The sequence below is a fragment of the Sphingomonas sp. UNC305MFCol5.2 genome (assembly GCF_000712135.1).
Lineage (GTDB): Bacteria > Pseudomonadota > Alphaproteobacteria > Sphingomonadales > Sphingomonadaceae > Sphingomonas.
Window position 1 is genome coordinate 194,428 of the sequence record NZ_JOOE01000001.1, and the last position, 22,952, is coordinate 217,379.

At 66.9% G+C, this 22,952-nt stretch carries 23 protein-coding genes; 15 read left to right on the plus strand and 8 right to left on the minus strand.

Features of this window, described 5'->3' with window-relative positions:
* Nucleotides 1–159: 159 nt before the first annotated feature.
* From BR78_RS0100940 to BR78_RS0100955, 4 genes are read right to left on the minus strand one after another with little or no spacing between them, the layout of a single operon-like run.
* On the minus strand, nt 160–1,650 hold the full coding sequence (locus BR78_RS0100940; RefSeq protein ID WP_025560900.1) for a Ppx/GppA phosphatase family protein: 1,491 nt from the start codon (nt 1,648–1,650) through the stop codon (nt 160–162).
* A gap of 4 nt (nt 1,651–1,654) precedes the next feature.
* Entirely contained in the window at nt 1,655–3,796 is a 2,142-nt protein-coding gene (locus BR78_RS0100945) for an RNA degradosome polyphosphate kinase (RefSeq protein ID WP_231478186.1), read from the minus strand.
* 46 nt (nt 3,797–3,842) lie between these two features.
* On the minus strand, nt 3,843–4,448 hold the full coding sequence (locus tag BR78_RS0100950) for a chromosomal replication initiator protein DnaA (protein WP_025560898.1): 606 nt from the start codon (nt 4,446–4,448) through the stop codon (nt 3,843–3,845).
* Nucleotides 4,445–5,722, minus strand: coding sequence for a hypothetical protein (locus BR78_RS0100955; protein ID WP_025560897.1), 1,278 nt, complete (start codon nt 5,720–5,722; stop codon nt 4,445–4,447). The genes BR78_RS0100950 and BR78_RS0100955 overlap by 4 nt, the downstream gene beginning before the upstream one ends.
* Nucleotides 5,723–5,785: 63 nt before the next feature.
* Between BR78_RS0100955 and purM the strand changes: the two genes are divergently transcribed.
* The 15 genes from purM to BR78_RS0101030 all read left to right on the plus strand — a co-directional run bounded on the left by purM (nt 5,786) and on the right by BR78_RS0101030 (nt 19,010).
* Nucleotides 5,786–6,880, plus strand: a complete 1,095-nt coding sequence (purM, locus tag BR78_RS0100960; protein ID WP_025560896.1) for a phosphoribosylformylglycinamidine cyclo-ligase — start codon at nt 5,786–5,788, stop codon at nt 6,878–6,880.
* Complete coding sequence (purN, locus tag BR78_RS0100965; protein ID WP_025560894.1) at nt 6,873–7,445, plus strand: phosphoribosylglycinamide formyltransferase; 573 nt, start codon at nt 6,873–6,875, stop codon at nt 7,443–7,445. Before purM ends, purN begins: the two co-directional genes overlap by 8 nt.
* A complete protein-coding gene (locus BR78_RS0100970) occupies nt 7,442–7,801 on the plus strand; it encodes an MmcQ/YjbR family DNA-binding protein (RefSeq protein ID WP_231478067.1) in 360 nt (119 codons plus the stop codon). The genes purN and BR78_RS0100970 overlap by 4 nt, the downstream gene beginning before the upstream one ends.
* 101 nt (nt 7,802–7,902) lie before the next feature.
* The gene (locus BR78_RS0100975; protein WP_025560790.1) at nt 7,903–8,601 is read left to right on the plus strand and encodes an endonuclease/exonuclease/phosphatase family protein; all 699 of its coding nucleotides are present in this window, start codon (nt 7,903–7,905) and stop codon (nt 8,599–8,601) included.
* Complete coding sequence (locus tag BR78_RS0100980) at nt 8,598–10,886, plus strand: patatin-like protein (protein ID WP_025560789.1); 2,289 nt, start codon at nt 8,598–8,600, stop codon at nt 10,884–10,886. Before BR78_RS0100975 ends, BR78_RS0100980 begins: the two co-directional genes overlap by 4 nt.
* 220 nt (nt 10,887–11,106) lie before the next feature.
* Entirely contained in the window at nt 11,107–11,430 is a 324-nt protein-coding gene (locus BR78_RS0100985) for a DUF1049 domain-containing protein (protein ID WP_025560788.1), read from the plus strand.
* Complete coding sequence (gene pyrF, locus BR78_RS0100990) at nt 11,427–12,101, plus strand: orotidine-5'-phosphate decarboxylase (RefSeq protein WP_025560787.1); 675 nt, start codon at nt 11,427–11,429, stop codon at nt 12,099–12,101. Before BR78_RS0100985 ends, pyrF begins: the two co-directional genes overlap by 4 nt.
* A 23-nt stretch (nt 12,102–12,124) precedes the next feature.
* Nucleotides 12,125–12,817, plus strand: a complete 693-nt coding sequence (locus BR78_RS20735) for a lysozyme inhibitor LprI family protein (RefSeq protein WP_025560786.1) — start codon at nt 12,125–12,127, stop codon at nt 12,815–12,817.
* A 45-nt stretch (nt 12,818–12,862) separates the two neighbouring features.
* Nucleotides 12,863–13,372, plus strand: a complete 510-nt coding sequence (locus BR78_RS0101000) for a GNAT family N-acetyltransferase (protein WP_025560785.1) — start codon at nt 12,863–12,865, stop codon at nt 13,370–13,372.
* Entirely contained in the window at nt 13,372–14,013 is a 642-nt protein-coding gene (locus BR78_RS0101005; RefSeq protein ID WP_025560784.1) for a phosphoribosylanthranilate isomerase, read from the plus strand. The genes BR78_RS0101000 and BR78_RS0101005 overlap by 1 nt, the downstream gene beginning before the upstream one ends.
* 87 nt (nt 14,014–14,100) lie before the next feature.
* Entirely contained in the window at nt 14,101–15,345 is a 1,245-nt protein-coding gene (gene trpB, locus BR78_RS0101010) for a tryptophan synthase subunit beta (protein ID WP_025560783.1), read from the plus strand.
* The gene (gene trpA / locus BR78_RS0101015) at nt 15,342–16,148 is read left to right on the plus strand and encodes a tryptophan synthase subunit alpha (RefSeq protein ID WP_025560782.1); all 807 of its coding nucleotides are present in this window, start codon (nt 15,342–15,344) and stop codon (nt 16,146–16,148) included. The genes trpB and trpA overlap by 4 nt, the downstream gene beginning before the upstream one ends.
* The gene (gene accD / locus BR78_RS0101020) at nt 16,145–17,005 is read left to right on the plus strand and encodes an acetyl-CoA carboxylase, carboxyltransferase subunit beta (RefSeq protein WP_025560781.1); all 861 of its coding nucleotides are present in this window, start codon (nt 16,145–16,147) and stop codon (nt 17,003–17,005) included. The genes trpA and accD overlap by 4 nt, the downstream gene beginning before the upstream one ends.
* Nucleotides 17,006–17,178: 173 nt before the next feature.
* Complete coding sequence (locus BR78_RS0101025) at nt 17,179–18,498, plus strand: bifunctional folylpolyglutamate synthase/dihydrofolate synthase (RefSeq protein ID WP_025560780.1); 1,320 nt, start codon at nt 17,179–17,181, stop codon at nt 18,496–18,498.
* Between the two features lie 71 nt (nt 18,499–18,569).
* Entirely contained in the window at nt 18,570–19,010 is a 441-nt protein-coding gene (locus tag BR78_RS0101030) for a DUF6628 family protein (RefSeq protein ID WP_025560779.1), read from the plus strand.
* A gap of 13 nt (nt 19,011–19,023) precedes the next feature.
* On the opposite strand, the gene BR78_RS0101035 is transcribed toward BR78_RS0101030, so the two are convergent.
* The 4 genes from BR78_RS0101035 to BR78_RS0101050 all read right to left on the minus strand — a co-directional run bounded on the left by BR78_RS0101035 (nt 19,024) and on the right by BR78_RS0101050 (nt 22,909).
* On the minus strand, nt 19,024–20,115 hold the full coding sequence (locus BR78_RS0101035; RefSeq protein ID WP_025560777.1) for a serine hydrolase domain-containing protein: 1,092 nt from the start codon (nt 20,113–20,115) through the stop codon (nt 19,024–19,026).
* Between the two features lie 174 nt (nt 20,116–20,289).
* Nucleotides 20,290–20,790, minus strand: a complete 501-nt coding sequence (locus tag BR78_RS0101040; protein ID WP_025560776.1) for a DUF2939 domain-containing protein — start codon at nt 20,788–20,790, stop codon at nt 20,290–20,292.
* Nucleotides 20,787–21,548: a tetratricopeptide repeat protein gene (locus BR78_RS0101045; protein WP_025560775.1), complete on the minus strand. Its 762-nt coding sequence runs from the start codon at nt 21,546–21,548 to the stop codon at nt 20,787–20,789. Before BR78_RS0101045 ends, BR78_RS0101040 begins: the two co-directional genes overlap by 4 nt.
* Nucleotides 21,548–22,909: an AmpG family muropeptide MFS transporter gene (locus tag BR78_RS0101050; RefSeq protein ID WP_025560774.1), complete on the minus strand. Its 1,362-nt coding sequence runs from the start codon at nt 22,907–22,909 to the stop codon at nt 21,548–21,550. Before BR78_RS0101050 ends, BR78_RS0101045 begins: the two co-directional genes overlap by 1 nt.
* Nucleotides 22,910–22,952: the final 43 nt, after the last annotated feature.

Consider the following 22,952-nt stretch of genomic DNA (forward strand, 5'->3'; position numbering starts at 1 on the left):
TGCGGCAATTCCCCTCCCTCCAAGGGAGGGGTTAGGGGTGGGTAGAAAAGGTCGGGCTCGATGCCCGGTCTTTTCTTTTCGCCAACGCCCCGAAGGGGCTCGCTTCGCTCGCACCCACCCCCATCCCCTCCCTTGCAGGGAGGGGCGTGCCAGGCATCGCTAGACCTCGAGTACCGGTTCGTTGCCGAACGCCAGCGCCAGCGCCTTGTGACGCTTTTCGACTGCCTCCCCGTACAGCGCCTCGTCCTCTGGATCGAGAGTCAAGGTGAGCGTCGCCTCCAGCGCCACGCGTGATCGCCTGAGCGGCGCGGCGACGCCGCCGCTCAGCCTTTGTCCCAGCCGGATGGCCAGGCCCCATAATCGTGCCCGCGCCAACGACTCGGTGTCCGCCAGCTGGCCGAGCGCCTCGGGACAGCCAAGCCCGCCGCCCAACGCGGTGTAGAGCGCCTGGGCCATGATCGCCCGCCCCGCCGCATCGATCGCCACCCAATTGCCGTGCAGCGCGATCTCCATACCGCGTTCGGCGCGGAACTCGGGATTGGCGCGCCAGCCGACATCGGCGAGCAGGCAAGCCGCGTGACGCAGCCGGGCCAGCTCGGGCGCATCGTCGAACAACGGCGCTATCCATGCGTCGAGGAGGTCGCCATGTTCGGGGAAGCGACCCGAGCGCTCGCCTTCGTCACGCGCCGCGGCGATCAGCGGATCTTCGAGGCGCTGTACCGGCGTGAGCCGCTGATAGAGCAATCCTTCGCGCAGCCCGTATGCCGATACCAGGCTGCCGCTGCTCCCCAAATGCCTGAGCACGCTCAGCAGCAGCGCCGTCGCGTCGGGCAAGGTCGGGATACGCGCGCTGGAGATGTCGGGGATCGCCTTGAGCTCGGTCTTCGGTATCTCGGCGAGGATACGCTGCAGGTCGCCGACCCGATCGAGCGCGATCGGATATTGGTGTACTACGGGCAGCGGATAGCCGGTGCGGTGCATGTCGAGCCGGGCGAGCGCGCGCCACGATCCGCCGACCAGATAGAAAGGCAGCCCCTTCCCTCGCCCGCTCCAGCCTGAATCGGCGAACAGCTTGGCGACCCGACGATCCAGCGCGCCCTTGCCTTCGGCGCGAATCACACCGAGCCGCAGCACGCCCAAGGGGAAGGACACGCGGTCGGTGACCGTCCCGGCGACGACGCGCACCAGTTCGAGGCTGCCGCCGCCCAGATCGCCGACCACGCCATCGGCCTCGGGGATGCCGGAGAGCACCCCCATGCCCGAGGCCATTGCCTCCTCCTCGCCCGACAGCAATTCGACCTCGAGGTTCAGTGCCTCGGCCGCACGGATCAGCTCGCCGCCATTGGAAGCGTCGCGCACCGCGGCGGTGGCGACGGTGCGCAATTCGCTCACCTGCATCTCACGGGCGAGCGCGGCGAAGCGCGCCAGCGCGGCGCGCGCCCGCGCCAGCCCCGCTTTGTCGATCGCACCGGTGTCGCTCAGCGAGCGCCCCAGCCCGGCCATCACCTTTTCGTTGAACAGCACCGCGGGAAGCCGCGCCGCGCCGTCATAGACCACGAGGCGCACCGAGTTGGATCCGATGTCGATGATCGCCACGCGGGCCTTCGCCGGCACGGTGCGTTGCTCCGGCTTGCGGAGAAGCGTGGCCATCAGGTCAATGTTCCTTCTTCGCCCCGCGCCGACGCTTGAGCGACAGTTTCGGCACCGGCTTGCGCTTTTCGAGCGCGGCGCCGCGTCCGGAAAGCGAGGGGTTGGTCATGAAATAGCGGTGCAGGTTGAATGGCGTGGCGCCTTCCTCGGTCCGGACATAGCGCCCGTCGGGCTGGAGCTGCCAGCTTTGCTCGTCGTCGAGCAGATTGGCGACCATCACCTGATCGAGCACCTGATCATGCACCGTCTTGTTGAGGATCGGCAGCATGAACTCGACCCGTCGATCGAAGTTGCGCGGCATCCAGTCGGCCGAGGAAATGAACAATTTCGCGCCGTCACTCGGCAATCCCTTGCCGTTGCCGAACGCCCAGATCCGGCTGTGCTCGAGAAAGCGCCCGACGATCGATTTGACCCGGATGTTCTCGGACAGGCCGGGAACGCCGGGTCGCAAGCAACAGATGCCCCGGACGATCAGATCGATCTCCACCCCCGCGGCGCTGGCCTCATAGAGCTTTTCGATCACCGCGGGATCCACCACCGAGTTCATCTTCGCCCAGATCGCTCCGGGATGGCCGGCACGAACATGCGCGATCTCCGCGTCGATCAGCGCGACCAGCTCGTTGCGCAGGCCGCGCGGGCTGATGTGCAGCAGCTCCAGCGATGCGGGTTCGACATAGCCGGTGACGTAGTTGAACAGCTGCGCCGCATCGCGACCCACCCGTGGATCTGCGGTGAAGAAGCTCAGATCGGTATAGATGCGCGCGGTGATCGGATGATAATTGCCCGTGCCGAAATGGCAGTAGGTGCGATAGCCGTTGCCCTCGCGCCGGACGACCATCGAGACCTTGGCGTGAGTCTTCCAGTCGATGAAGCCATAGACGACCTGCACGCCTGCGCGTTCGAGCGCAGTGGCCCAATAGAGGTTCTGCTCCTCGTCGAACCGCGCCTTCAACTCGACCACCGCGGTGACCGATTTGCCCGCTTCCGCCGCGGCGATCAGCGCGTTGATGACGGCGGGCTGCTTGCCTGCGCGGTAGAGTGTCTGCTTGATCGCGACCACGTCCGGATCGCTCGCGGCCTGGCCGAGGAACGAAAGCACCACGTCGAAGCTCTCATAAGGGTGATGGACGAGAATGTCCTTCGCCCGGATCGCCGCGAAGCAATCGCCGCCATATTCGCGGATCCGCTCCGGGAAACGCGCCGAATAGGGTGTGAACTTGAGGTCCGGGCGATCTTCCTCGACCAAGGTCGCGAGGTCGCCGACCCCGAGCAGGCCGCCGGTCTCGGTCAGCAAGGCCTCGCTGCCGCCCAGTTCCTCCTTGAGCACGGCTTCCAGCTCGGGGGAAATGCTCTCCTCCATCTCGAGGCGGATCACGCGGCCGCGTCGGCGGCGTTTGATCGCCGAGCGGAAGGTCATGACGAGGTCCTCGGCTTCTTCCTCGATCTCGATGTCGCTGTCGCGCAGCACACGGAAGGCGGCGGCGCCGTTCACGGCATAGCCGGGGAAGAGCAGATGCGAGAAATGCTTGAGCACAGCCTCGACCGCGACATAGCGCGCGGGCTCGCCGGGCAGGCGGACGAAGCGTTTGAGCGCGGTGGGCAGCAGTACCAGCTCGCGCACCGGCTCCCGGTCCGAACGGCGGATCAGATCGAAGATCACGCTCGATCCCTGATTGGGGATGAACGGGAACGGATGCGCCGGATCGAGCGCCTGCGGGGTAAGGATCGGGAAGATCTGGTCGCGGAAATGGCTTTCGAGCCAAGTCTCGGTTTCCCCCTCGATTTCGTTAGATTCTAGGACGTGGATGCCCACTTCGCTCAATTGCGCGCGGATCTCGTTCCACACGCTTTGCTGCCGGTCGGCGAGGATCTCGGCTTCCTCGGAGATCGCGGCGAGCTGCTGGCTGGGCGTCCGCCCGTCCGCCGAATGTGCCTCCACCTTCTGGAGCTGCTGCCCCATCAGTCCGGCGACGCGGACCATGAAGAACTCGTCGAAGTTCGAGCCCGATATCGACAGGAAGCGCAGTCGCTCCAGCAGCGGGTGCGCGGGGTTGCACGCCTCTTCCATCACGCGGCGATTGAAGGCGAGCCAACTCAGCTCACGATTGAAATAGCGTTTTACCGGCTCGCCCGGACTATCGATCATCAAGGGTCCCTCTTCGGCCCGCTTGGTTGCTGCCTTGGTCATGGCCCTAGGGGTCGTCCGTTGCGGTTATGAGACCGTTCGCAGCGAGCGCCTCGCGCACTGCGGGTATCGACAGGCGGTTGTCGGATTCACACTCCAATGCATCCGCAACGCGCAGGATCGCGACGTGGCTGCGTTCGATCCGCTTCGCCAGCCAGGCGACCACCTCGGGCTTGGCATGGAGCAGATGCCGTTCAAAGGCACGTTCGATCAATTGCGGCATCAGCACGTCGTCCGGAGGGCCGAGCTCGAGCAAGGGCGAGGCCGCGAGCCGTGAGCGCAGATCGGGCAGCTTGACCTCCCAGACCGGTGGCGCGGCCTCCGCGACGATCAGCAGCGGGCGGTGCTCCTGCTGCGCTTGGTTCCAGGCGTGGAAGACGTCGGCTTCCCTGGCGCGATCGGCATCGTCGAAGATCCTTCCGCCGCTTTTCGAGGCGAAGATCCGGGCGAGCAGGCTGCGGCCCGATTTGCGCGGTCCCACCAGCAACGCGCTCATCACCGGCCAGGTCGCCCAATGTTCGAGCTGGTGGACGGCGCGGGCGTTCGATTCGCCGACAAGGAACTCCGTCTCATGCGCTTCCGGCAGCCCCAGCGGCAGGCGCAGCTGGCTCATTTCGCCGCCGGTGTCCCCGTGCTCTGGGGCGTCGGCGAGGCTGCGGGGGCGCTCCCACCACCGCGACGGATGCGCAGCACGCCGGGGCCCTCCTGCACCTGCCAGCCACGCGCCTCGAGTGCCGCACGCAAGTTCGCCAGCGAACCGTCATAGGATACGCGCATCACCGAAATGCCGCCCAGCGCCAGGCTCGTGGTCACTGCCGAGCGCATTCCGGGCACGCCACGGACCGCCGATTCGGAGGCGTTGAGCGCCGCGACGCTCGGCGTCTCGACCTGGACGGTGTAGCTCGCCGTCGCTGCGCTACTGGCGTTCGGGTCCGGCGTAGCCATGGCTGCGGCGGCCGCTGCGGCGGCTTCGGCAGCCAGCTGTTCGGGGGTCTTGGGCGTCGGCGGACGTACCGCGAGCAGCGAATCGGTGCGCAACGCGCCCGACGCCAGTGCCTTCTGATACGCCTGATCGAGCCGCACGATCCCCGCGTCGAGCAGCGCATCCAGCGAATCGCCATTGTCGACACGCAACGCGAAGCTGGTGATCGGACGGCGATCGGGACCGTGATTGGCGGCGAAGACGGCGACGATCGGGCCCCCCGGATATTCGCGGCGGAGCTGCACCTCGGCGACGAGCACGTCGGACGCGCCATATTGATCGAGGATCGTGCGCCACCAGTTGCGCCCGCGGCGCAGCGTCTGGCCGGCGTTGATCAGCATCGCGTCGGGGCCGGTGCCGCGCAGCCGGACATAGTCGATCGTGCTGCCGCCGCTGCGGAAGCGATTCCACGCGCGCGACCAGGCGGTCTCGCGCTCAAACACCCGGCCGACTCCGCCCGAGAATTCGAGCGGGACCAGCAGCATCGGCGGCGAGCGGGTCACTGCGGTCGACACGCCGAGGAGCGCGCCGGCCCTGGCACGATCGAACAGCACACCGAGCCGGGCGATGTAACGCGTCGGCCCGATCTGCTCGCGCTCGACGACGATTCCGGTGACGAGCGCATCGAGTGCCGAATCACCCAGCGTGGATTTCTTGCCGGTGAGCCGCTCCGAGAGCATTTCCCAGCCCTTGCGCTGGGCGAGCCGCCAGCCGCCCTGTCGCGCGACATCGGCGTCCTTGCCCTTCACGTCGACTTGCACGCCCGAGACTTCGAAGCTGCCCGAGGCGTCGATCGGCACCGCGCTGGCGCCTCCGCCCGCTCCTTGCGCGACGACCATTCCGGCGCCTGCAAGTGCGAGCGCGCCGGTCAATCCGATGGTGAGCGAAATGCGGGACAGCTGCATGCGGTCGCCCTTTTGGCGAAGCGGGCGTGGAAATCCAAGCGCGGAATGGCTACGCGGCATCGCATGACCGAAAGCAAAGGCTATACCTACGCCCAGGCGGGCGTCTCGATCGCAGCCGGAAACGCGCTGGTGCGCGCCATCGGACCGCTTGCCAAATCCACCCGTCGCCCTGGCGCCGATGCCGCTTTGGGCGGGTTCGGCGGAGTGTTCGACCTAAAGGCGGCGGGTTTCACCGATCCCTTGCTCGTCGCGGCGAACGACGGCGTCGGCACCAAGCTCAAGCTCGCGATCGAATATGATGCGCATGACGGAGTCGGCGTCGATCTGGTCGCGATGTGCGCCAACGATTTGATCGTCCAGGGCGCGGAGCCTTTGTTCTTCCTCGATTATTATGCCAGCGGGAAACTCGTGCCCGAGACCGCCGAGCGCGTGATCGCCTCGATCGCCGAGGGCTGCCGTCAGGCCGGCTGCGCGCTGATCGGCGGCGAGACCGCCGAGATGCCGGGTATGTATGCCGAGGGCGATTATGATCTCGCCGGCTTCTGCGTCGGCGCGGTCGAGCGCGACCAGTTGCTCGACGGCAGCGCGATCCGTCCCGGCGACCTGCTGCTCGGCCTCGCCTCGACCGGCGTCCATTCGAACGGCTTCTCGCTCGTCCGCCGACTCGCCGCAGACAAAGGCTGGAAGCTCGATCGGCCCGCAGTCTTCGATCAGGAAGTGATCTTCATCGACGCGCTGATGGCGCCGACTCGAATCTATGTCGCCAGCCTGCTGCCCCAGCTGCGCAAGGGCACGATCCACGGCCTCGCCCACATCACCGGCGGCGGGCTGCTCGAAAATGTCCCGCGCGTGCTGCCCACAAATTGCCACGCGCGGATCGACGCCGCAGCCTGGCCGCTGCCGCGGCTGATGGCGTTCTTGCAGGCGCAGGGCAATATCGAGCCCGAGGAAATGGCGCGGACCTTCAATTGCGGAATCGGCATGGTCGCAGCGGTCGCCGGCGAGGATGCGGAAGCCGTCGCCGCGGAGCTGACGGCGGCGGGCGAAACCGTGTTCCGCGTCGGCGTGGTGGAAGAAGGCCAACGCGGCTGCACCGTGTTCGGACCTGTCGAAACCTGGAGCGCCCGTAAGGCATGGTCCGCCACGCACAATGATTAGCCGCAAGAAGCTCGGTATCCTCATCTCCGGCCGCGGCTCGAACATGGCCTCGCTGGTCGAGGCCGCGCGCGCGCCGGACTGCCCTTACGAAGTCGCGCTCGTAGCGAGCGACAAGCCCGAAGCGCCCGGCCTCGCCTGGGCAGGCGAGCGGGGCGTCGCCACCTTCGCGCAGTCTCCGAAGGGTATGCCCAAAGCCGAATATGAAGCGAAGATAGACGCCGCACTGCGCGAAGCCGGCGTCGAGGCGATCGCCCTCGCCGGTTACATGCGCCTCCTCTCCGACGATTTCGTCGCGCGCTGGCAGGGCCGGATCGTCAACATCCACCCCTCGCTGCTGCCCAAATACAAGGGCCTCGACACGCATCAGCGCGCCCTCGACGCCGGCGATGCGCTCGCCGGCTGCTCGGTGCACATCGTCACCGAGGAGCTCGACGGCGGCAAATTGCTCGGTCAGGCCGAGGTCCCGGTGCTGCCCGGCGACACCGCCGACAGCCTCGCCACGCGCGTGCTCGCCGAGGAACATCGCCTCTATCCCCGGGTTGTCGCCGAATGGCTGAGGCAATGACTTCCCCGCTCGAACAGGTCCGTGCGCTCGCGCTCGACCTGCCCGAGGCCGAGGAGCGCGTCAGCCACGGCCAGGCGACCTTCTTCGTCGCCGGCAAGATGTTCGCCCAGTTCCGCCACGATCATCATGGCGACGGCCGCACCATCGTCGCAGTCAAGACCGCCGATGCCGAGGAAGCCCGGATGCTGATCGAGGCGGCACCCGACAATTACTCGCGGGTCGCCTACTTCCGTGCCGAATGGGTCGGCCTCGCGGTCGGCGACGACGATACCGACTGGGCGCATGTCGGCGATCGCATCGCGCGCAGTTGGGAGCTCGCCGCGCCGCGCCGCCTGCTCGAAGCCGGCGGGCGCTGACGGAACGGCTGCCCCGCTCCCGGGTTCTCTTCCCCATAGTCGCTTCCCATTCGAGCCAGGCCCTTGCCCATTCCCCCTCAGCCCCGCGATAAGGGGCGCACATGATCAAGGTCGCCAGCTACAATATGCGCAAGTCGATCGGCACCGATCGGAGGCGCAGGCCCGAACGGACGCTGCAGGTGCTGTGCGAAATCGATGCCGACGTGATCGCGCTGCAGGAAGCCGACCGCCGCTTCGGCCCGCGCGAGGCCGTGCTCACCAACCATCTGCTCGCCGAACATGGCGACTGGAAAGCGATCCCCTTCGGCATGCGTGCGCGATCGATGGGGTGGCACGGCAATGCGCTGCTCGTGCGCCGGGAAGCGCAGGTCATGGATTGCGAGGCGATCCACTTGCCTGCGCTCGAGCCCCGCGGCGCAGTGATGGCCGATGTCCGGGTGCGCGGCGAAATGCTGCGCGTCGTCGGCATGCATCTCGATCTCTCCGGTCTCTGGCGGCGGCGTCAGGCGCACGCGATCATCGCGCACCTCCAAGCGAGTGCGCGGCAATATCCGACCGTGCTGATGGGCGACCTCAACGAATGGAGCCCGCAAAACGGGTGCCTGCGAGATTTCGCCCAGCATTTCGATTTCGCCGCCACCGGCAAGAGCTTCCATGCTCGCCGCCCGATGGCGCGGCTCGATCGCATCATGGTCAGCCGCGATCTCGCGATCGGCGCATCGGGAGTCCATGAAAGCCTGAACGCGCGTACCGCATCGGACCATCTGCCCATCTGGGCGACGATCCGGCCCGCCGGATGAGCGAGACCCGCGACAAGGAATTGCGGCTGGCGCTGGTCTGCTATGGCGGGATCAGCCTCGCCGTCTACATGCACGGCATCACAAAGGAGATCTGGCGGCTCGCTCGTGCCAGCTGCGCCGCGCGCGAAGGCGAGGAAGGCAATGGCGTCTATCGCCAGCTGCTCGACGAGATCCGCGCCGCCTCCGGCATCAATCTCCGCGTGCTGGTCGATATCCTTTCGGGCGCCAGCGCCGGCGGAATCAACGCGATTTTCCTCGCTCAGGCGATCTCGACCGGCGAATCGCTCGATCCGCTCACCGACATGTGGATCGGGCAGGCCGATGTCGAAGCGCTGCTCGAGCCGCGCCACGCGCCCTCGCATCGCTTCGCCAAGATCTGGGCGACCCCGATCGCGTGGATCGTCGCCAATCGCAGCAAGACGATCGACGAGACCGTCGACCCCGTCGCGCGCGAGGAAGTGCGGCTCAAGCTCGAGCGTTTCGTCCGCTCGCGCTGGTTCGAGCCTCCGTTCGGCGGCAAGCGCCTGCTCGGCATGCTGCTCGACGCCTTCGATGCGATGGCGAAGGGCCCGCGCTACAAGCGTCTGCTGCCCGCGGGCCAGCCGCTCGACCTGTTCGTCACCGTCACGGATTTCCGCGGTCATGCCGAAGAGCTCCGCCTCAATTCGCCGCCGCACGTGATCGAGACCGAGCATCGGCTCGTCTTTCGTTTCTCGGATCATGGCGATGAAGGAGCGTCGTTCGCCGAACCTCCCGGTCTTGCCTTCGCCGCGCGCGCGACGTCGAGTTTCCCCGGCGCCTTCCCGCCCGCCACGGTCGAGGAGATGGACAGCTTCCTCGCCGAGCGCGGCACCGCCTGGCCCGATCGCGACGCGTTCCTCGAATGCATGCTGCCCCAGCAATGGTCCGACAACCGCGCCGAAAAGGCGATCCTGATCGACGGCTCGGTGCTCGCCAACGCCCCCTTTCGCCCCGCCATCGACGCATTGCGCGAACGCCCCGCCCGTCGGCAGATCGATCGCCGTTTCGTCTTCATCGATCCCGCGCCGGGCATGCGCTTCGATTTCTATGGCACGCCGCAGGAAAAGCCCGGCTTCTTCCAGACGATCATCGGGGCGTTGTCCGAATTGCCACGCGAGCAGCCGATCCGCGACAATCTGGAGGCGATCTCGGGCCGGTCGGACCGAATCGAGCGCATGCTCGCGATCGTCGCCGAGATCCGCGCGGAAGTGGAGACGCAGGTCGAAGCGCTGTTCGGTTACACCTTGTGGCTCGATTATCCGACCCCCAAGCGGTTGGCGGGCTGGCGCCGCCGCGCGCAGGTCGCTGCGGCGGCCAAGGCGGGCTATGGCCACACCGCTTACGGGCTGCTCAAGGTCGACGGCGCGATCGATCGCATCTCGCGCTTGCTCTACACGATCGGCGATCGCCATGGCCCGGAACGGCTGCGCGAAATCCGCGAGGCAGTCGCGCATGCAGTGCAGTCCCGCGGTGCCGATCGCTTCGGTGCCACGCAGTCGAACGGAGCGAGCCCGCAAACCCTGGAATTCCTCCGCGCCCACGATCTCGGCTTCCGCATCCGCCGCCTCCGGCTGCTCGCACGGCGGCTGACCGAGATCGATTTGCCCAGCTCGCATGTCGAATTGCTGCCGATGCGCGAGGCGATCTACGAATCGCTCGCCGCCTATCTCGAGCTCAAGCGCTCCGACACTTTCGCCGATCTGCGCGGCGCGGTGCGCGATATGACTGACGACGCCGGTCCGATCCTCGATCTGCTCGCCGAGCGGATGCAATTGAAGGCGCTCGATCAGGCCACCGACGCGCGGCTGTCCGAAGGGTTCAGTGCGCTTTCGAAGGACCTGCGCCGGCCGATGCTGCTCGCGCATCTCGGCTTTCCCTTTTTCGACATCGCCACTTTGCCCCTGCTCCAGGGCGAGGGCATGGACGAGTTCGATCCGATCCGCGTCGACCGCATCTCGCCCGAGGACGCCTGCGCGATCCGCTCGGGCGGTGCCGCAGCGAGCTTGAAGGGAATCCAATTCAACAATTTCGGGGCGTTCTTCAGCCGTGCCTATCGCGAGAACGACTATCTCTGGGGCCGTCTTCACGGCGTCGACCGGCTGATCGACATCGTCCTCTCGGCACTGCCCTTCGAGGACCGCCTGACCGAGGATCGCATCGCGACGATCAAGCGTGGCGCCTTTCACGCGATCCTAGACGAGGAGGAGGCGCGGCTGACCGCGATCCCCGGCCTGTTCGCCGAGTTGCGCGAAGAGATCGGCTAATCCGTAGCGAGGCCTGGATGGCCATCTCCGTCACCCTGGCCTTGGGCGGGGTCCACCGTGCCTCACACAAAATCGCTCATTTCGCTTGTCCGTCGCCAGCCTCCCGGTGGACCCCGGCACTGCGGCCGGGGTGACGAAGGGAAGGCAATGCGAGAGGGAGAGTTGGCAACGCGCAGGCTCCAGCCTAGAGTTGTTACGTGCTGGCAAGGAAGGGAGAGGCATGCGGTTTCTGAAGGTTCTGTTCTGGCTGTTGCTGGGCGGCCTCGTCGCGGCCTTCGTGATCTACAATGGCGGGGAGCGCGTCGAGATTCGGCTCTGGGGTGGCCTCGTCGCCGATTTCAGCCTTCCCTTGCTGCTGATCCTCGTCTTCCTTTTGGGCTTGCTGCCCTCGCTCGTTGCCTTCCAGGCGCTGCGCTGGCGCTCACGTCAGCGGCTCGCGGGGCTGGAGCGCGCGCTTGCCGATCTGCGCGCGGTCGCCCCCTCCGAGCCCGCGGTCGACGCCTCGCCTTCCGCCCTCCCGCTGATCGCCGATCCCCGATCATGAGCTCGCGTATCTATGTCGCGCTCGACACGCCGGACATGGAGCGCGCCCGTGCGATCGCGCAGCGCGTCCACAACCATGTTGGCGGGATCAAGCTCGGTCTCGAATTCTTCATGGCCAATGGCCGCCAAGGGGTTCGCGAGATGGCCGAGATCGGGCTGCCGATCTTCCTCGACCTCAAGCTCCACGACATTCCCAATACCGTCGGCAAGGCGATTCAGGCCTTGCGTCCGCTCGAGCCCGCCATCCTGACCGTCCATGCCGCGGGCGGCCGTGCAATGCTCGAGGATGCCAAGGCGGCTGCGCCCAGCGGCACCAAGGTGGTGGCGGTGACGATGCTCACCAGCCTCGACGACCGCGATCTGGTCTCGATCGGGCTCAGCCCCGATCCGCACGAGCAGGTCGTCCGCCTCGCCGAACTCGCCAAATCGGCGGGCGTCGACGGCATCGTCTGTTCGGGCGCGGAAGTCGCCGCCGCGAAGAAGTTCTGGCACGACGGCTTCTTCGTCGTCCCCGGCGTGCGCCCGGCGAACGGCACGGTGGGCGATCAGAAACGTGTGGTCACGCCGCGTGCCGCGCTTGATGCCGGCGCCTCGATCCTCGTGGTCGGCCGGCCGATCACGCAGGCGCAGGACCCGGACATGGCCGCGCGCGAGATAGAGGCGACCTTATAGCGGACTAAATTGGGGGACCGGCAATGCTGCGGACTGCGAGTTTGGGATTTTTCGCCTGTCTCTTCGCCTGGTTTGGCCTCCATGCCGCAACCCCGCTCCAGTCCGCCAGCTTCGACTGTGCCAAGGCCAGCCACCCGCTCGAAAAGACGATCTGCGCCAGCCCCAAGCTGTCGAAACTCGATGGCGAGGTCGCCGCGCTCTACAAGGCGCGGCTCGCCCAGCTTTTCGACAAGGAAAGCTTCCGTAGTCAGCAGCGTGACTGGCAGCAGGTCCTGCGCACCCGCTGCGCGAAGCGCTGCGACCCGGCCGCCGTCGAAACCGACTACACACACCAACGCGACTCGCTCAAAAACTTCGACGAAGAGACCTGGGAGGCGAGCTACAAGACCGCCGATGTCGCGACGCTGACGATCACCCATATCGACGGCAACGCATTCGACTTCGCGCTGATCCGGGATCGCGAGGGCGAGGAGCTGTGCAAATTGCCGGCCAACGACAGCGAAGCCGGCGCCGTTGCCACGCGCATCTCGCCCGTCAAATCGAGCTGGAGCGCGGGGGCGTGCCGGATCGACTTCAATTTCACGCGCGACAAGACCGGCCACGTCACTCGGATCGACGCCATCGCCTCGGCCGGGTGCAAGCGCTACTGCAAGGGCAATTACGGCCTGAGCGACAATTTCCTGCCCGCCAACAATTGGGTCGCCGGCAACCAATAGCCTGCCCCTTGCCAAAGCCGCGCGCGCGTCCGACAGAGCGCGGCCATGCTAGACAGCGTCACGATCCGCGTCGCCATGCGCGACGATCTGCCTGCGCTCCACCCGGTGATCGAGCGCGCTTATCGCGGTGAGACTGCGCGCGGCGGCTGGACGCACGAAGCCGACCTGATCGAGGGCGCGCGCACCGATATTCCCACCCTCGCTGCTATCGTCGACGATCCCGCCCAGCGCCTGCTGGTCGCGCAGCAGAACGGCGCCACCATCGGCTGCGTGCAGGTGAGCAATCGCGGCGACGGGCTCGCGTATTTGGGCTTGCTGTGCATCGATCCCACGCTGCAGACGGGTGGCTATGGCAAGCAACTCGTCGCCGCGGCCGAGGACACGGCGCGCAAAGCCTTCCACGCGCGCCGCATGGAGATGACCGTGATCGACGTGCGCCGGAAGCTGATCGAATTTTACGAACGGCGTGGCTATCGCGTCTCCGGCGAGAAGCGCGACTTCCCGATCCCGCTCGATCCGCCTTTGTTCATGGACGTGCTGGTCAAGGATCTCTGATGCCCGTCGCTGCCAAGATCTGCGGTCTTTCGACGCCCGAAACGCTCGACGCGGCGATCGCCGGCGGGGCGACCCATGTCGGTTTCGTCTTCTTCCCGCCGAGCCCGCGCAATATCACGCTCGATCAGGCAATGGCGCTTTCCAAGCGAGTTCCATCGCACGTGAAGATCGTTGGCGTATTCGTCGATCCCGACAATGCACTGATCGACAACGCCGTCACCTCGGCGGAACTCGACGCTATCCAGCTGCACAAAGTGACGCCGGAGCGCGCCGCATCCTTGAAACGCTTCGCATCGACGGTCGAGACGTGGGCCGCGGTGGCGGTCAAGACCAGCACCGATATCGGTCAGGCCGCCGCGTATCGCGGTGCCGCCGATCGCATACTCTACGACGCGAAGACTCCGGACACGGCGACCCTTCCCGGCGGCATGGGCCTGCGTTTCGACTGGAAGCTGCTCGAGAACATCCCCCAGCCCCTGCCCTGGGCGTTGTCGGGCGGGCTCGATGCCGGCAACGTCCGTGAGGCGGTGAACGTTACTGGCGCGCGGCTGGTCGACGTCTCCTCGGGCGTCGAGCGCGCGCCGGGCGTCAAGGATGTTGCCAAGATCGCGGCATTCCTCCAAGCGGTGGCGCAATGTTGAGGCCCTCCGCCTTTGTCTGCGTCGGATTCCGATGGCGTTGATCGCTTGCCCGAAGCCAGCGAACGCACTCGATCCCGTGAGACCCGTATGACCGACACTGTTACCCTGCCCAATTCCTTGCGCAATCTGCCCGACGAGCGCGGGCATTTCGGCCAGTTCGGCGGCCGCTTCGTCGCCGAGACGCTGATGCCGCTGATCCTCGATCTCGAGCGCGAATATCGCGCGGCCAAGGCCGATCCCGCCTTCCGGGCCCAGTTCGACGACTTGCTCGAACATTATGTCGGCCGCCCCAGCCCGCTTTACTATGCCGAGCGCCTGACCGAGGCCTTGCGCGAGAGCGCGCCCGCGGGACACGGCGCCAAGGTCTATTTCAAGCGCGAGGAACTCAACCACACCGGCGCGCACAAGATCAACAATTGCATCGGCCAGATCCTGCTCGCGATCCGCATGGGCAAGACCAGGATCATCGCCGAGACAGGCGCGGGCCAGCACGGCGTCGCCACCGCCACGGTCGCGGCGCGCTTCGGCCTGCCCTGCACGATCTTCATGGGCGCCAAGGATATCGAGCGGCAGAAGCCCAACGTCTTCCGCATGCGGCTGCTCGGCGCCGAGGTCCAGCCGGTGACCAGCGGCTCGCAGTCGCTCAAGGACGCGATGAACGAGGCACTGCGCGACTGGGTCGCGAACGTCCACGACACGTTCTACATCATCGGCACCGCCGCGGGCCCGCATCCCTATCCCGAACTCGTCCGCGACTTCCAGAGCGTGATCGGCACCGAGACCAGGGCGCAGATCCTCAAGGCGGAGGGCCGCCTCCCCGACTTGCTGATCGCCGCAGTGGGCGGCGGATCGAACGCGATCGGCCTGTTCCACCCCTTCCTCGACGATCCGGATGTCGCGATGCTAGGTATCGAGGCAGCGGGCAAGGGGATCGAGACCGGCGAGCACGCCGCCAGCCTTACCGGCGGCACCCCCGGCATCCTCCATGGCAATCGCACCTACCTGCTCCAGGACGAAGACGGCCAGATCACCGAGGCGCATTCGATCTCGGCGGGACTCGATTATCCGGGCATCGGCCCCGAGCATAGCTGGCTCCACGAGAGCGGGCGTGTCGACTACCTCCCGATCACCGACACGCAAGCGCTCGAAGCGTTCCAGCTCTGCTGCCGCCTCGAAGGCATCATCCCCGCGCTCGAAAGCTCGCATGCACTGGCAGCAGTGCCTGCCAAGGCACGCGAAATGCGGAAGGATCAGATCATCGTCGTCAATGTCTCAGGCCGCGGCGACAAGGACATCTTCACCGTCGCCGACGCATTGGGGTTCGAGCTGTGAGCGCGCGTAATCGTCTCTCCAACGCCTTCGCCGCGGCACGCGAGCAGGGCCGCGCAGCGCTCGTCACTTTCGTCACAGCAGGCGACGGGCCGACCGCCGATATCCTCGACGCGCTCGTCGAGGGCGGTGCCGACGTGATCGAGCTCGGCATGCCGTTCACCGATCCGATGGCCGACGGCCCGGCGATCCAGGCCGCGAACCTGCGCAGCCTCGGCGCCGGCACGCGCACTGCCGACGTGCTCGCGATCGCCCGCGCCTTCCGCGATCGCCACTCGCAGGTTCCGCTGGTGCTGATGGGCTATGCCAACACGATGACGCGGCCCGACCCAGCCGCCTTCGCGGCGACAGCGGTCGATGCCGGCGTCGACGGGATCATCTGCGTCGATATCCCGCCCGAGGAGGCCGACACGCTTGCCCCCTGCGGTGAAGTCGGCCTCGACGTCATCCGCCTGGCCACCCCGACCACCGACGAAGCGCGCCTCCCCGCCGTGCTGGGCGGCGCCTCGGGCTTCGTCTATTACGTCTCGGTCGCGGGGATCACCGGGCTCCAGCAGGCTGCACAGGCGTCGATCGAGACCGCCGTCGCGCAGCTCAAGGCGGCCACCGACCTGCCGATCGCAGTCGGCTTCGGCGTCCGCACCCCTGAACAGGCGGCACAAATCGGCCGTGTCGCCGATGGCGTCGTCGTCGGCTCGGCGATCGTCGAGCTGGTTGGCAAGCACGGACCCGATGCGCCGGGCCATGTCCGCGCCTATATCCAATCCCTCTCCGCGGCGCTCGCCGCACCCAAGGAAGTCGCATGAGCTGGATCAGCCGCGTCCGCAACGCCCTCGCCTATGTCACCACCAAGACGAGCGAGACTCCCGACAATCTCTGGCACAAGTGCAAGGGGTGCGGGACGATGGTCTTCTCCAAGGAACTGGAGGAGAATCTCTACGTCTGCCCGCATTGCGACCATCACGAGCGCATCGGCCCGGCACGGCGCTTCGAATATCTGTTCGACCAGGGCAGCTACACGGTGCTGGCCAGCCCCCGAGTCGTCGACGACCCGCTCAAATTCCGCGACCAGAAGCCTTATCCGGCGCGATTGAAGGCGGCGCGCGCATCGACCGGCGAGCCCGACGCGTTCCTCAACGCCAGCGGCACGATTCTCGGCCAGAAGGCAGTGATCGGCGTGCAGGACTTCGCCTTCATGGGCGGATCGATGGGCCAGGCGGTGGGCGAGGCGTTCATCGCCGGCGTCGAGGCCGCGATCGCCGCGAAGGCGCCGTACATCGTGTTCACTGCCTCGGGCGGCGCGCGCATGCAGGAGGGCATCCTCAGCCTGATGCAAATGCCGCGCACCACCGTGGCGATCGAGATGCTACACGACGCCGGTCTGCCCTATATCGTCGTGCTCACCGACCCCACTTCGGGCGGCGTGATGGCTGCTTATGCGATGCTCGGCGATGTCCAGATCGCCGAGCCGCGCGCCACGCTCGCCTTCACCGGCCGCCGCGTGATCGAGAACACGATCCGCGAGAAACTGCCCGACGATTTCCAGACCAGCGAATATTATCGCGATCACGGCCTGGTCGACATGGTCGAGCACCGCAAAGACCTGCGCGACGTGCTCGGCCGCCTGATCGGCTTGCTCATCGACGCGAAAGAGGCGGCGTGACAAAAGCTCCCTCTCCCCTTCAGGGGAGTTCGGGGTCGGTTGTGCCGCCGGCACAACCTCAACATCGCGGGGCGATGTTGACCACGAACTGGTTGGGGAGAGGGGCAGTGCGGCCAACTCTCGTCCATGCCCCTCTCCCCGGCCCTCTCCCCGCAAGCGGAGAGAGGGAGTAGATGCCCGACTTCGCGACTTCCACTGACCCCGCCGTCCAGCGCCAGCTCGATCGCCTCGGCAGGCTCTCCCCGGGCGCCGACATCCTCGGCCTCGAGCGCATTGCCCGGCTGCTGGCGCGCGTCGGCAACCCGCACCTGCGCCTGCCCCCGGTGCTCCATGTCGCCGGTACCAACGGCAAGGGCTCGACCTGCGCCTTTTTGCGCGCCGCGATCGAGGCCGCCGGGCTCACCACCCATGTCTATTCGAGCCCGCACCTCGTCCGTTTCAACGAACGTATCCGCCTCGCCGGCACGTTGATCGCCGACGCACAGCTCGCGCCACTGCTTGAGGAGGTGCTCGACGCCGGCGGCGATATCGGCGCGAGCTTCTTCGAAGTGACCACCGCCACTGCCTTTCTCGCCTTTGCCCGCACGCCTGCGGACGCGTGCATCGTCGAAGTCGGCCTTGGCGGCCGCCTCGACGCGACCAATGTCGTTCCGAACCCGGCCGTCACGGCGATCGCCCAGCTCGGGATCGACCACCAGTCGTTCCTTGGTGACACGTTGCCGCAAATCGCTGCGGAAAAAGCGGGTATCGCTAAGCCCGGTGTGCCGCTGGTGACGATGGCCTATCCCGCGAACATCGCCGACGTGGTCGATCGCTTCGCCGGAACCGTCCCCGCGCCGTTGATCGTCGAGGGCCAGGCCTGGTCGTTCGAGGCGCGCGACGATGCGCTTCACTATCGCGACGGCCAAGGCGAGGTGACCACGCCCCTCCCCGCGCTCGCCGGGCAGCACCAGCCCGCCAACCTCGCGCTCGCCATCGCCATGCTGCGGCACCAGCGCGCTCTGGCCCTCCCGGACGCTGCTTTGTCCGCCGCCGCATGCAACGCACGCTGGCCCGCGCGCATGCAGCGTCTGTCGCCCGGGCCGCTGACCGCTTTGCTGCCCGCCGGCGCCGAGCTCTGGCTCGATGGCGGCCACAATGCCAATGCCGCCGAGGCCGTGAGCATCGCCGCCGCGCGCGTGGCCGATGGCCGTCCGATCGATCTCATCCTCGGCATGCTCGAAAACAAGGACGCCGATGCGATGATCGAACGCTTCGCGCCGATCGCGCGATCGCTCACCGCCGTTCCGGTACCGGGTCACCCGCATCACGCACCCGCCGACCTCGCCGGGCGCGCGCGTCTCGCCGGATTGGCCGGCAGCGAGGCTGCCGACCTCCCCACGGCGCTGGCGGCGATCCGCGCCGACGCCGGCATGTCCCCGGTCGTCCTGATCCTCGGCTCGCTCTATCTCGCCGGCACGGCGCTCGAGGCAAACGACGAACTGCCCGACTGAAGCGGTTTATTGCGATTGACTTGCAATAGCGAAATGAAGACAATTCCGCATCGTCCACGCGGGAGTCGTTCATGTCCGCTTCCAATACCCTTGCCGCCGCTCTGCCCGCGCTCCAGCCCGAGGATGCCGGCGCCCGGCTGCTGCTGTTCGGCATCCGGCAGATGGGCGCGCACGGACTCCACGATGCCTGTACGGCGCACGCGTTCGTCACGGCATTCGGCAAGGGCTTCCAGCGCCCGTTGGTGCTGCTCCGTGCGCTGATGGCCGAGATGTCGGCAGCCTCGTCCGGGCCGATCCAGATCGCGCCCTGGTGTTGCGCGCGAATGACCGGCCCCGAGGCGATGCTGCTCGAAGTGATCGGCCGCATCCGCACCCAGCCGGCGCGCGCCAACATGCTGCTCGCCGACCTGCTCGGCGTCCGCGACGCCGCGAGCATCGGCTTCACCGCCCACGCGCTGGCCAATGCCTTCGCCGATCTCGCGCTGCCGCTGGAGGAAGCGGCGGGCGGCTAGCGAGAAGGCGCATCTATTCGAAGCGAGCCTGCTCCCGGGAAGCATAGCTGCGATCGAGCAGTTCCGTGCCCAGCGTTCCCAACCGGGCATAGTCGAATTTGGCGTTGGTGAAGATGATGACGGTATGGCCGTCCGCGAGAACCCGCCGGGCCAGCATCCGGAAGCCGCCGTTCGAACCGTCTTCCCACGCCGCTTCCCGATCCTTGCCCGCGATCCGCTCCACCCGCACGCGCCCGCCCAGGGCATAATGCTGGTCGGGCATGATCGTGGTCGTCAGCGCCGCTCGCGACGCCGGGCGCAGAAAGCCGCCGTCGAGTACGGCGTTCATGATCCGGAACAGGTCCGGCGCGGTGGTGTAGAAACCGCCCGCCATCGCCATGAAGTCGGGAACCGGGTTCGGCTTGCGCTCCGCTTGAGGGGCAAGCCGCTCATAGCCGGCCGCCATGCCCGGTACCCGGCTCGAATCGCCGCGATAGACGCCGCTGTTCTTCAGTCGCAGCGGCCGGACCAGCAGCCGGTCGACCAATGTGGCGTAGGATTGTCCGGTCACGCGTTCGACGACCGCCTTGGCGAGTACCCAGTTCGAGTGCGAATAGTCCCAGGCGGTGCCCGGCTCGAACGCGAGATCCGCGCTCGCATATCGACGTACCGCTTCCATTTGATCGAGCTCGATACCGCGAGCGGCCGGATCCTTGCGCGCTTCGAGCAGCTGATTGGGCACGCCGCTCGAATGGCTCATCAGGTGCCGCAGCGTGAGTCTGGCGCCGGTATCGGGGCGATACTCCGGCAAATAGGCGCTGATCGGCGCATCGAGCTTCAGCTTGCCCTGGTCCACCAGCTTGAGGATCACGATCGACGCGATCCACTTGGAAACCGAGCCGGTCTCGAAACGGGTTTCGGGCATCATCGGCACACCATGTTCCGTATCCGCGCTGCCGAACCCTTCCACTGCCTCCACATGACCACCGGTGCCGACCAGCATCACGCCGTTGAAGCTTTCGGCATCGCGATATCGATCCGCGATGTCGTGGTAGGACTGCGCCGCGACCGGATTCGATATCAGCGCCAGCGCGCCTGCAAATGCCCCGCCGAATAAACGCATCATGCCTCCTCCCCGCATCGGTGACACCGATGCCGAGATTTTGTTTACATGCGTAGTCGATGTCAAGAACGCGAGACACCGATCGGGTTCAGCACGCTGCGTTTCGGGCGTCTTCGACGTCTATGAAGGCTTCGGCCGAGCGCCGCGATCACCGGAAGCGGCCCGCGCAAGCCGGTCCTACAGCAGTCGCCCTGCCGGCAAACGCACCGCCGTCACCCGCCAGCTCAGCCCCTGCAGTTCGAACACCACTTCCGGCCCCGACCCGTTCGCCGAGGTCAGCGTGAACCGGCCCAGTGCGTCGCGTCGCACGCGCATGTCGCCCGGGTCCCCGCTCGTCAGGCTCGGCCGGGCCGCCCGCGCCACCGCGGCGCTCGCAAAAAGCGCACGCATGCCTTCCGGCGTGATCGCCGCATCGACCACCGGATCCGCCAACCGCTCGGCGATCGCCGCGCCCAGCCGGTCGAGCGCGGAGCCTTCGGTACGGTCCAGCCGCTCGCGCAATTGCGTCTTCACGTCCGCGCGCACCGCCGGATAGTCTATTCGCGCCGAAAGGGCCGAGAGATCGCCCGCCTCCGCGGCCTTCTTCATTTGCAACAACGTCCAATAGGGCGAACCCCACAGCCATCCGCCGCCGGCAACCACCAGCAACACGGCAAGCGCGATTATCCAGCGCCTCATTGCCCGACTCCCTTCGCTCGCAGCCCGGCCAGCGCCTCGCCCGCCCAGCGATACATGCCCGCATCGGCCGCGCGCTGGTGCCGGCTCAGTCGCTTCATCCGCCCCTCGACTTCCTCGAGCACGACCAGCGCCTTGCGTTCCCAGCCCTGCTCGATCAGCAGCCCCGCATAGCGGCAGCGCGCTTCCTCGCCGGGCATGCGCGTGACGATGTCGGCATAGAGGTCGAGTGCCTCCTGCTTGCGCCCGAGATGATCGAGCGTCCGCGCCCGGAGCAGCGCTTGGCGGTCCTGCTCGCTCTGCCCCAGCGGCGTCGGGATCGCATCGAGCAACGCCAGCGTCTCGGTCGCCTGCCCCGTCTCGAACAATGCGCGCGCCAATTTGCCCTGGCTGCGCACATCGGGCTCGCCGGGAGTCATCGCGATGCTCTCGCGGTACAGCGGCACCGCCTCGCCGTGCCGCCCGAGCGCCGCCAGCGCATCGGCAACGCGGAGCCGGTTCGCGGCGGTGTCGGCGAGCCCCAGCGCATCGCGCGCGCCGCGCAGCTCGCGCTCGGGATCGATCGTCTCGATCGCCTTGGCGCGAGCGGTGCGCACGTGGCGATTGCTGCCGAGCCCCGGCAGCACCTCGACGATCAGATAGGCGAGCGCGCTGACCACCGGCAGGAAGATCAGCGCGGTGAGCCACAGCGGATTGCGCCTGGTACGCATGAGATGGACGATGCAGAGCACCTGCAGCCCGATGACGACGAGGAACGGCATCAGGCCTTGGGCTCCACGGCCTCTGCGCCTGCCCGCGCCTTGCGCACGCTCTCGACAACGAAGCCCTTCCGCCACAGGAACCACAGCAGCACCATGCCGGGCAGCGCCACGACAGTCGTCATAATCCAGAATCCGACCCAACCGAGCTGCTCGGCGAATATCCCCGCGGGACTCGACAGCCAGGTTCGTCCGACACCCGCGAGCGACGAGAGCAGGGCGAATTGCGTCGCGGTATAGGCAAGGCTCGACAGCCCGGAGAGATAGGTAACGAAGATCGTGAGGCCGAGCCCGCTGGTCACTTGCTCGGTCGCCACAGCGATCGTCAGCCACAGGTTGGAATGGCCCTGCGACGCGAGGATCGCAAAGGTCAGGTTGCTCACCATCATCAGTACGCCCGATACGAACAGCGCCCGGCCCATGCCTAGCCATGCGAGCAGAGGCGCCGAGAGGGCGGTCCCGACGATCAGTCCCCAAAAGCCGATCACCTTGTTGATCGCGATGAACTCGGTATCGCTGAAGCCCAACTCGACGATCATTGGGTTGAGCATCGACTGCCCCATCGCGTCGCCGAGCTTGTAGACCAGAACGAACAACAGGATCAGTACCGCGCCGCGCCGCATCAGGAATTCGCGGAACGGCCCGATCAGCGTCGACTGGAGCCATTGCCCGATCGACTGGCGCCCCTCCGCGCTCAGCACCCGGTCGTGCAGTCCGCGGCCGGCCCAGAGCGCTGCGAGAAGCCCGGGCAGAACGCAGAAGCCGGTCAGCCCATAGGCCTTGGCCCAGCCCAGCCCGAGCCCTTCGGGCGAGGCCATCGCGATCGTGCCCACGCCCGCGGCGAAGGCGCCGAGCCGATAGCCGAACTGGTTGTTCGCGGTGCCGTGCGCAAGTTCGTCCTCGGGAAGGATCTCGATGCGGTACGCGTCGATGATGATGTCCTGCGTCGCGCCGAGAAATGCCGTCGCGATCGCCCAGAAAGCGAACAGGCCGAGATGCAGCTCGGGCTGGCTCGCGCCGAGCATCCACACCGATGCGAACAGCAGTGCCTGGACGAAGAACAGCCATGCCCGGCGCTGGCCGAACAGGCTGGTGAGGACGGGCAGTTTGAGCCGGTCCACCAAGGGCGCCCATAGGAATTTGAGCGTGTACGGCGTGGTCAGCCCGATCGCGAAGCCGATGGTCTTCTTGTCGATGCCGACCTTGGCGAGCCAGAAGGTCATCGTCCCGAGCAACAGTGCCAGCGGGAAGCCGCTCGATATGCCGAGCAATAGCGCCGCGATGGGCCGCGGGCGAAAATAGGGCGCCATGGTCGCGACGAAGCCGCCGCGCGTGCCTTCCTCCAGTGTCGCCCCGTCCGCCATCCCTTGCTCCCTCTCGCCTTCCGCGCGACACTAGCCGAAAAGT

Coding starts and splice junctions, on each gene's coding strand:
- BR78_RS0100970 (WP_231478067.1), top strand. CDS start 7,442: ATGACTTCCCCGCTCGAACAGGTCCGTGCGCTCGCGCTCGACCTGCCC.
- accD (WP_025560781.1), top strand. CDS start 16,145: ATGAGCTGGATCAGCCGCGTCCGCAACGCCCTCGCCTATGTCACCACC.
- purN (WP_025560894.1), top strand. CDS start 6,873: ATGATTAGCCGCAAGAAGCTCGGTATCCTCATCTCCGGCCGCGGCTCG.
- purM (WP_025560896.1), top strand. CDS start 5,786: ATGACCGAAAGCAAAGGCTATACCTACGCCCAGGCGGGCGTCTCGATC.
- BR78_RS20735 (WP_025560786.1), top strand. CDS start 12,125: ATGCTGCGGACTGCGAGTTTGGGATTTTTCGCCTGTCTCTTCGCCTGG.
- BR78_RS0101030 (WP_025560779.1), top strand. CDS start 18,570: ATGTCCGCTTCCAATACCCTTGCCGCCGCTCTGCCCGCGCTCCAGCCC.
- BR78_RS0101005 (WP_025560784.1), top strand. CDS start 13,372: ATGCCCGTCGCTGCCAAGATCTGCGGTCTTTCGACGCCCGAAACGCTC.
- BR78_RS0101050 (WP_025560774.1), bottom strand. CDS start 22,909: ATGGCGGACGGGGCGACACTGGAGGAAGGCACGCGCGGCGGCTTCGTC.
- BR78_RS0100980 (WP_025560789.1), top strand. CDS start 8,598: ATGAGCGAGACCCGCGACAAGGAATTGCGGCTGGCGCTGGTCTGCTAT.
- BR78_RS0100955 (WP_025560897.1), bottom strand. CDS start 5,722: ATGCAGCTGTCCCGCATTTCGCTCACCATCGGATTGACCGGCGCGCTC.
- BR78_RS0100940 (WP_025560900.1), bottom strand. CDS start 1,650: ATGGCCACGCTTCTCCGCAAGCCGGAGCAACGCACCGTGCCGGCGAAG.
- BR78_RS0100975 (WP_025560790.1), top strand. CDS start 7,903: ATGATCAAGGTCGCCAGCTACAATATGCGCAAGTCGATCGGCACCGAT.
- trpB (WP_025560783.1), top strand. CDS start 14,101: ATGACCGACACTGTTACCCTGCCCAATTCCTTGCGCAATCTGCCCGAC.
- BR78_RS0101045 (WP_025560775.1), bottom strand. CDS start 21,548: ATGCCGTTCCTCGTCGTCATCGGGCTGCAGGTGCTCTGCATCGTCCAT.
- BR78_RS0101000 (WP_025560785.1), top strand. CDS start 12,863: ATGCTAGACAGCGTCACGATCCGCGTCGCCATGCGCGACGATCTGCCT.
- pyrF (WP_025560787.1), top strand. CDS start 11,427: ATGAGCTCGCGTATCTATGTCGCGCTCGACACGCCGGACATGGAGCGC.
- BR78_RS0101025 (WP_025560780.1), top strand. CDS start 17,179: ATGCCCGACTTCGCGACTTCCACTGACCCCGCCGTCCAGCGCCAGCTC.
- BR78_RS0101035 (WP_025560777.1), bottom strand. CDS start 20,115: ATGATGCGTTTATTCGGCGGGGCATTTGCAGGCGCGCTGGCGCTGATA.
- BR78_RS0100945 (WP_231478186.1), bottom strand. CDS start 3,796: ATGATCGATAGTCCGGGCGAGCCGGTAAAACGCTATTTCAATCGTGAG.
- BR78_RS0101040 (WP_025560776.1), bottom strand. CDS start 20,790: ATGAGGCGCTGGATAATCGCGCTTGCCGTGTTGCTGGTGGTTGCCGGC.
- BR78_RS0100985 (WP_025560788.1), top strand. CDS start 11,107: ATGCGGTTTCTGAAGGTTCTGTTCTGGCTGTTGCTGGGCGGCCTCGTC.
- BR78_RS0100950 (WP_025560898.1), bottom strand. CDS start 4,448: ATGAGCCAGCTGCGCCTGCCGCTGGGGCTGCCGGAAGCGCATGAGACG.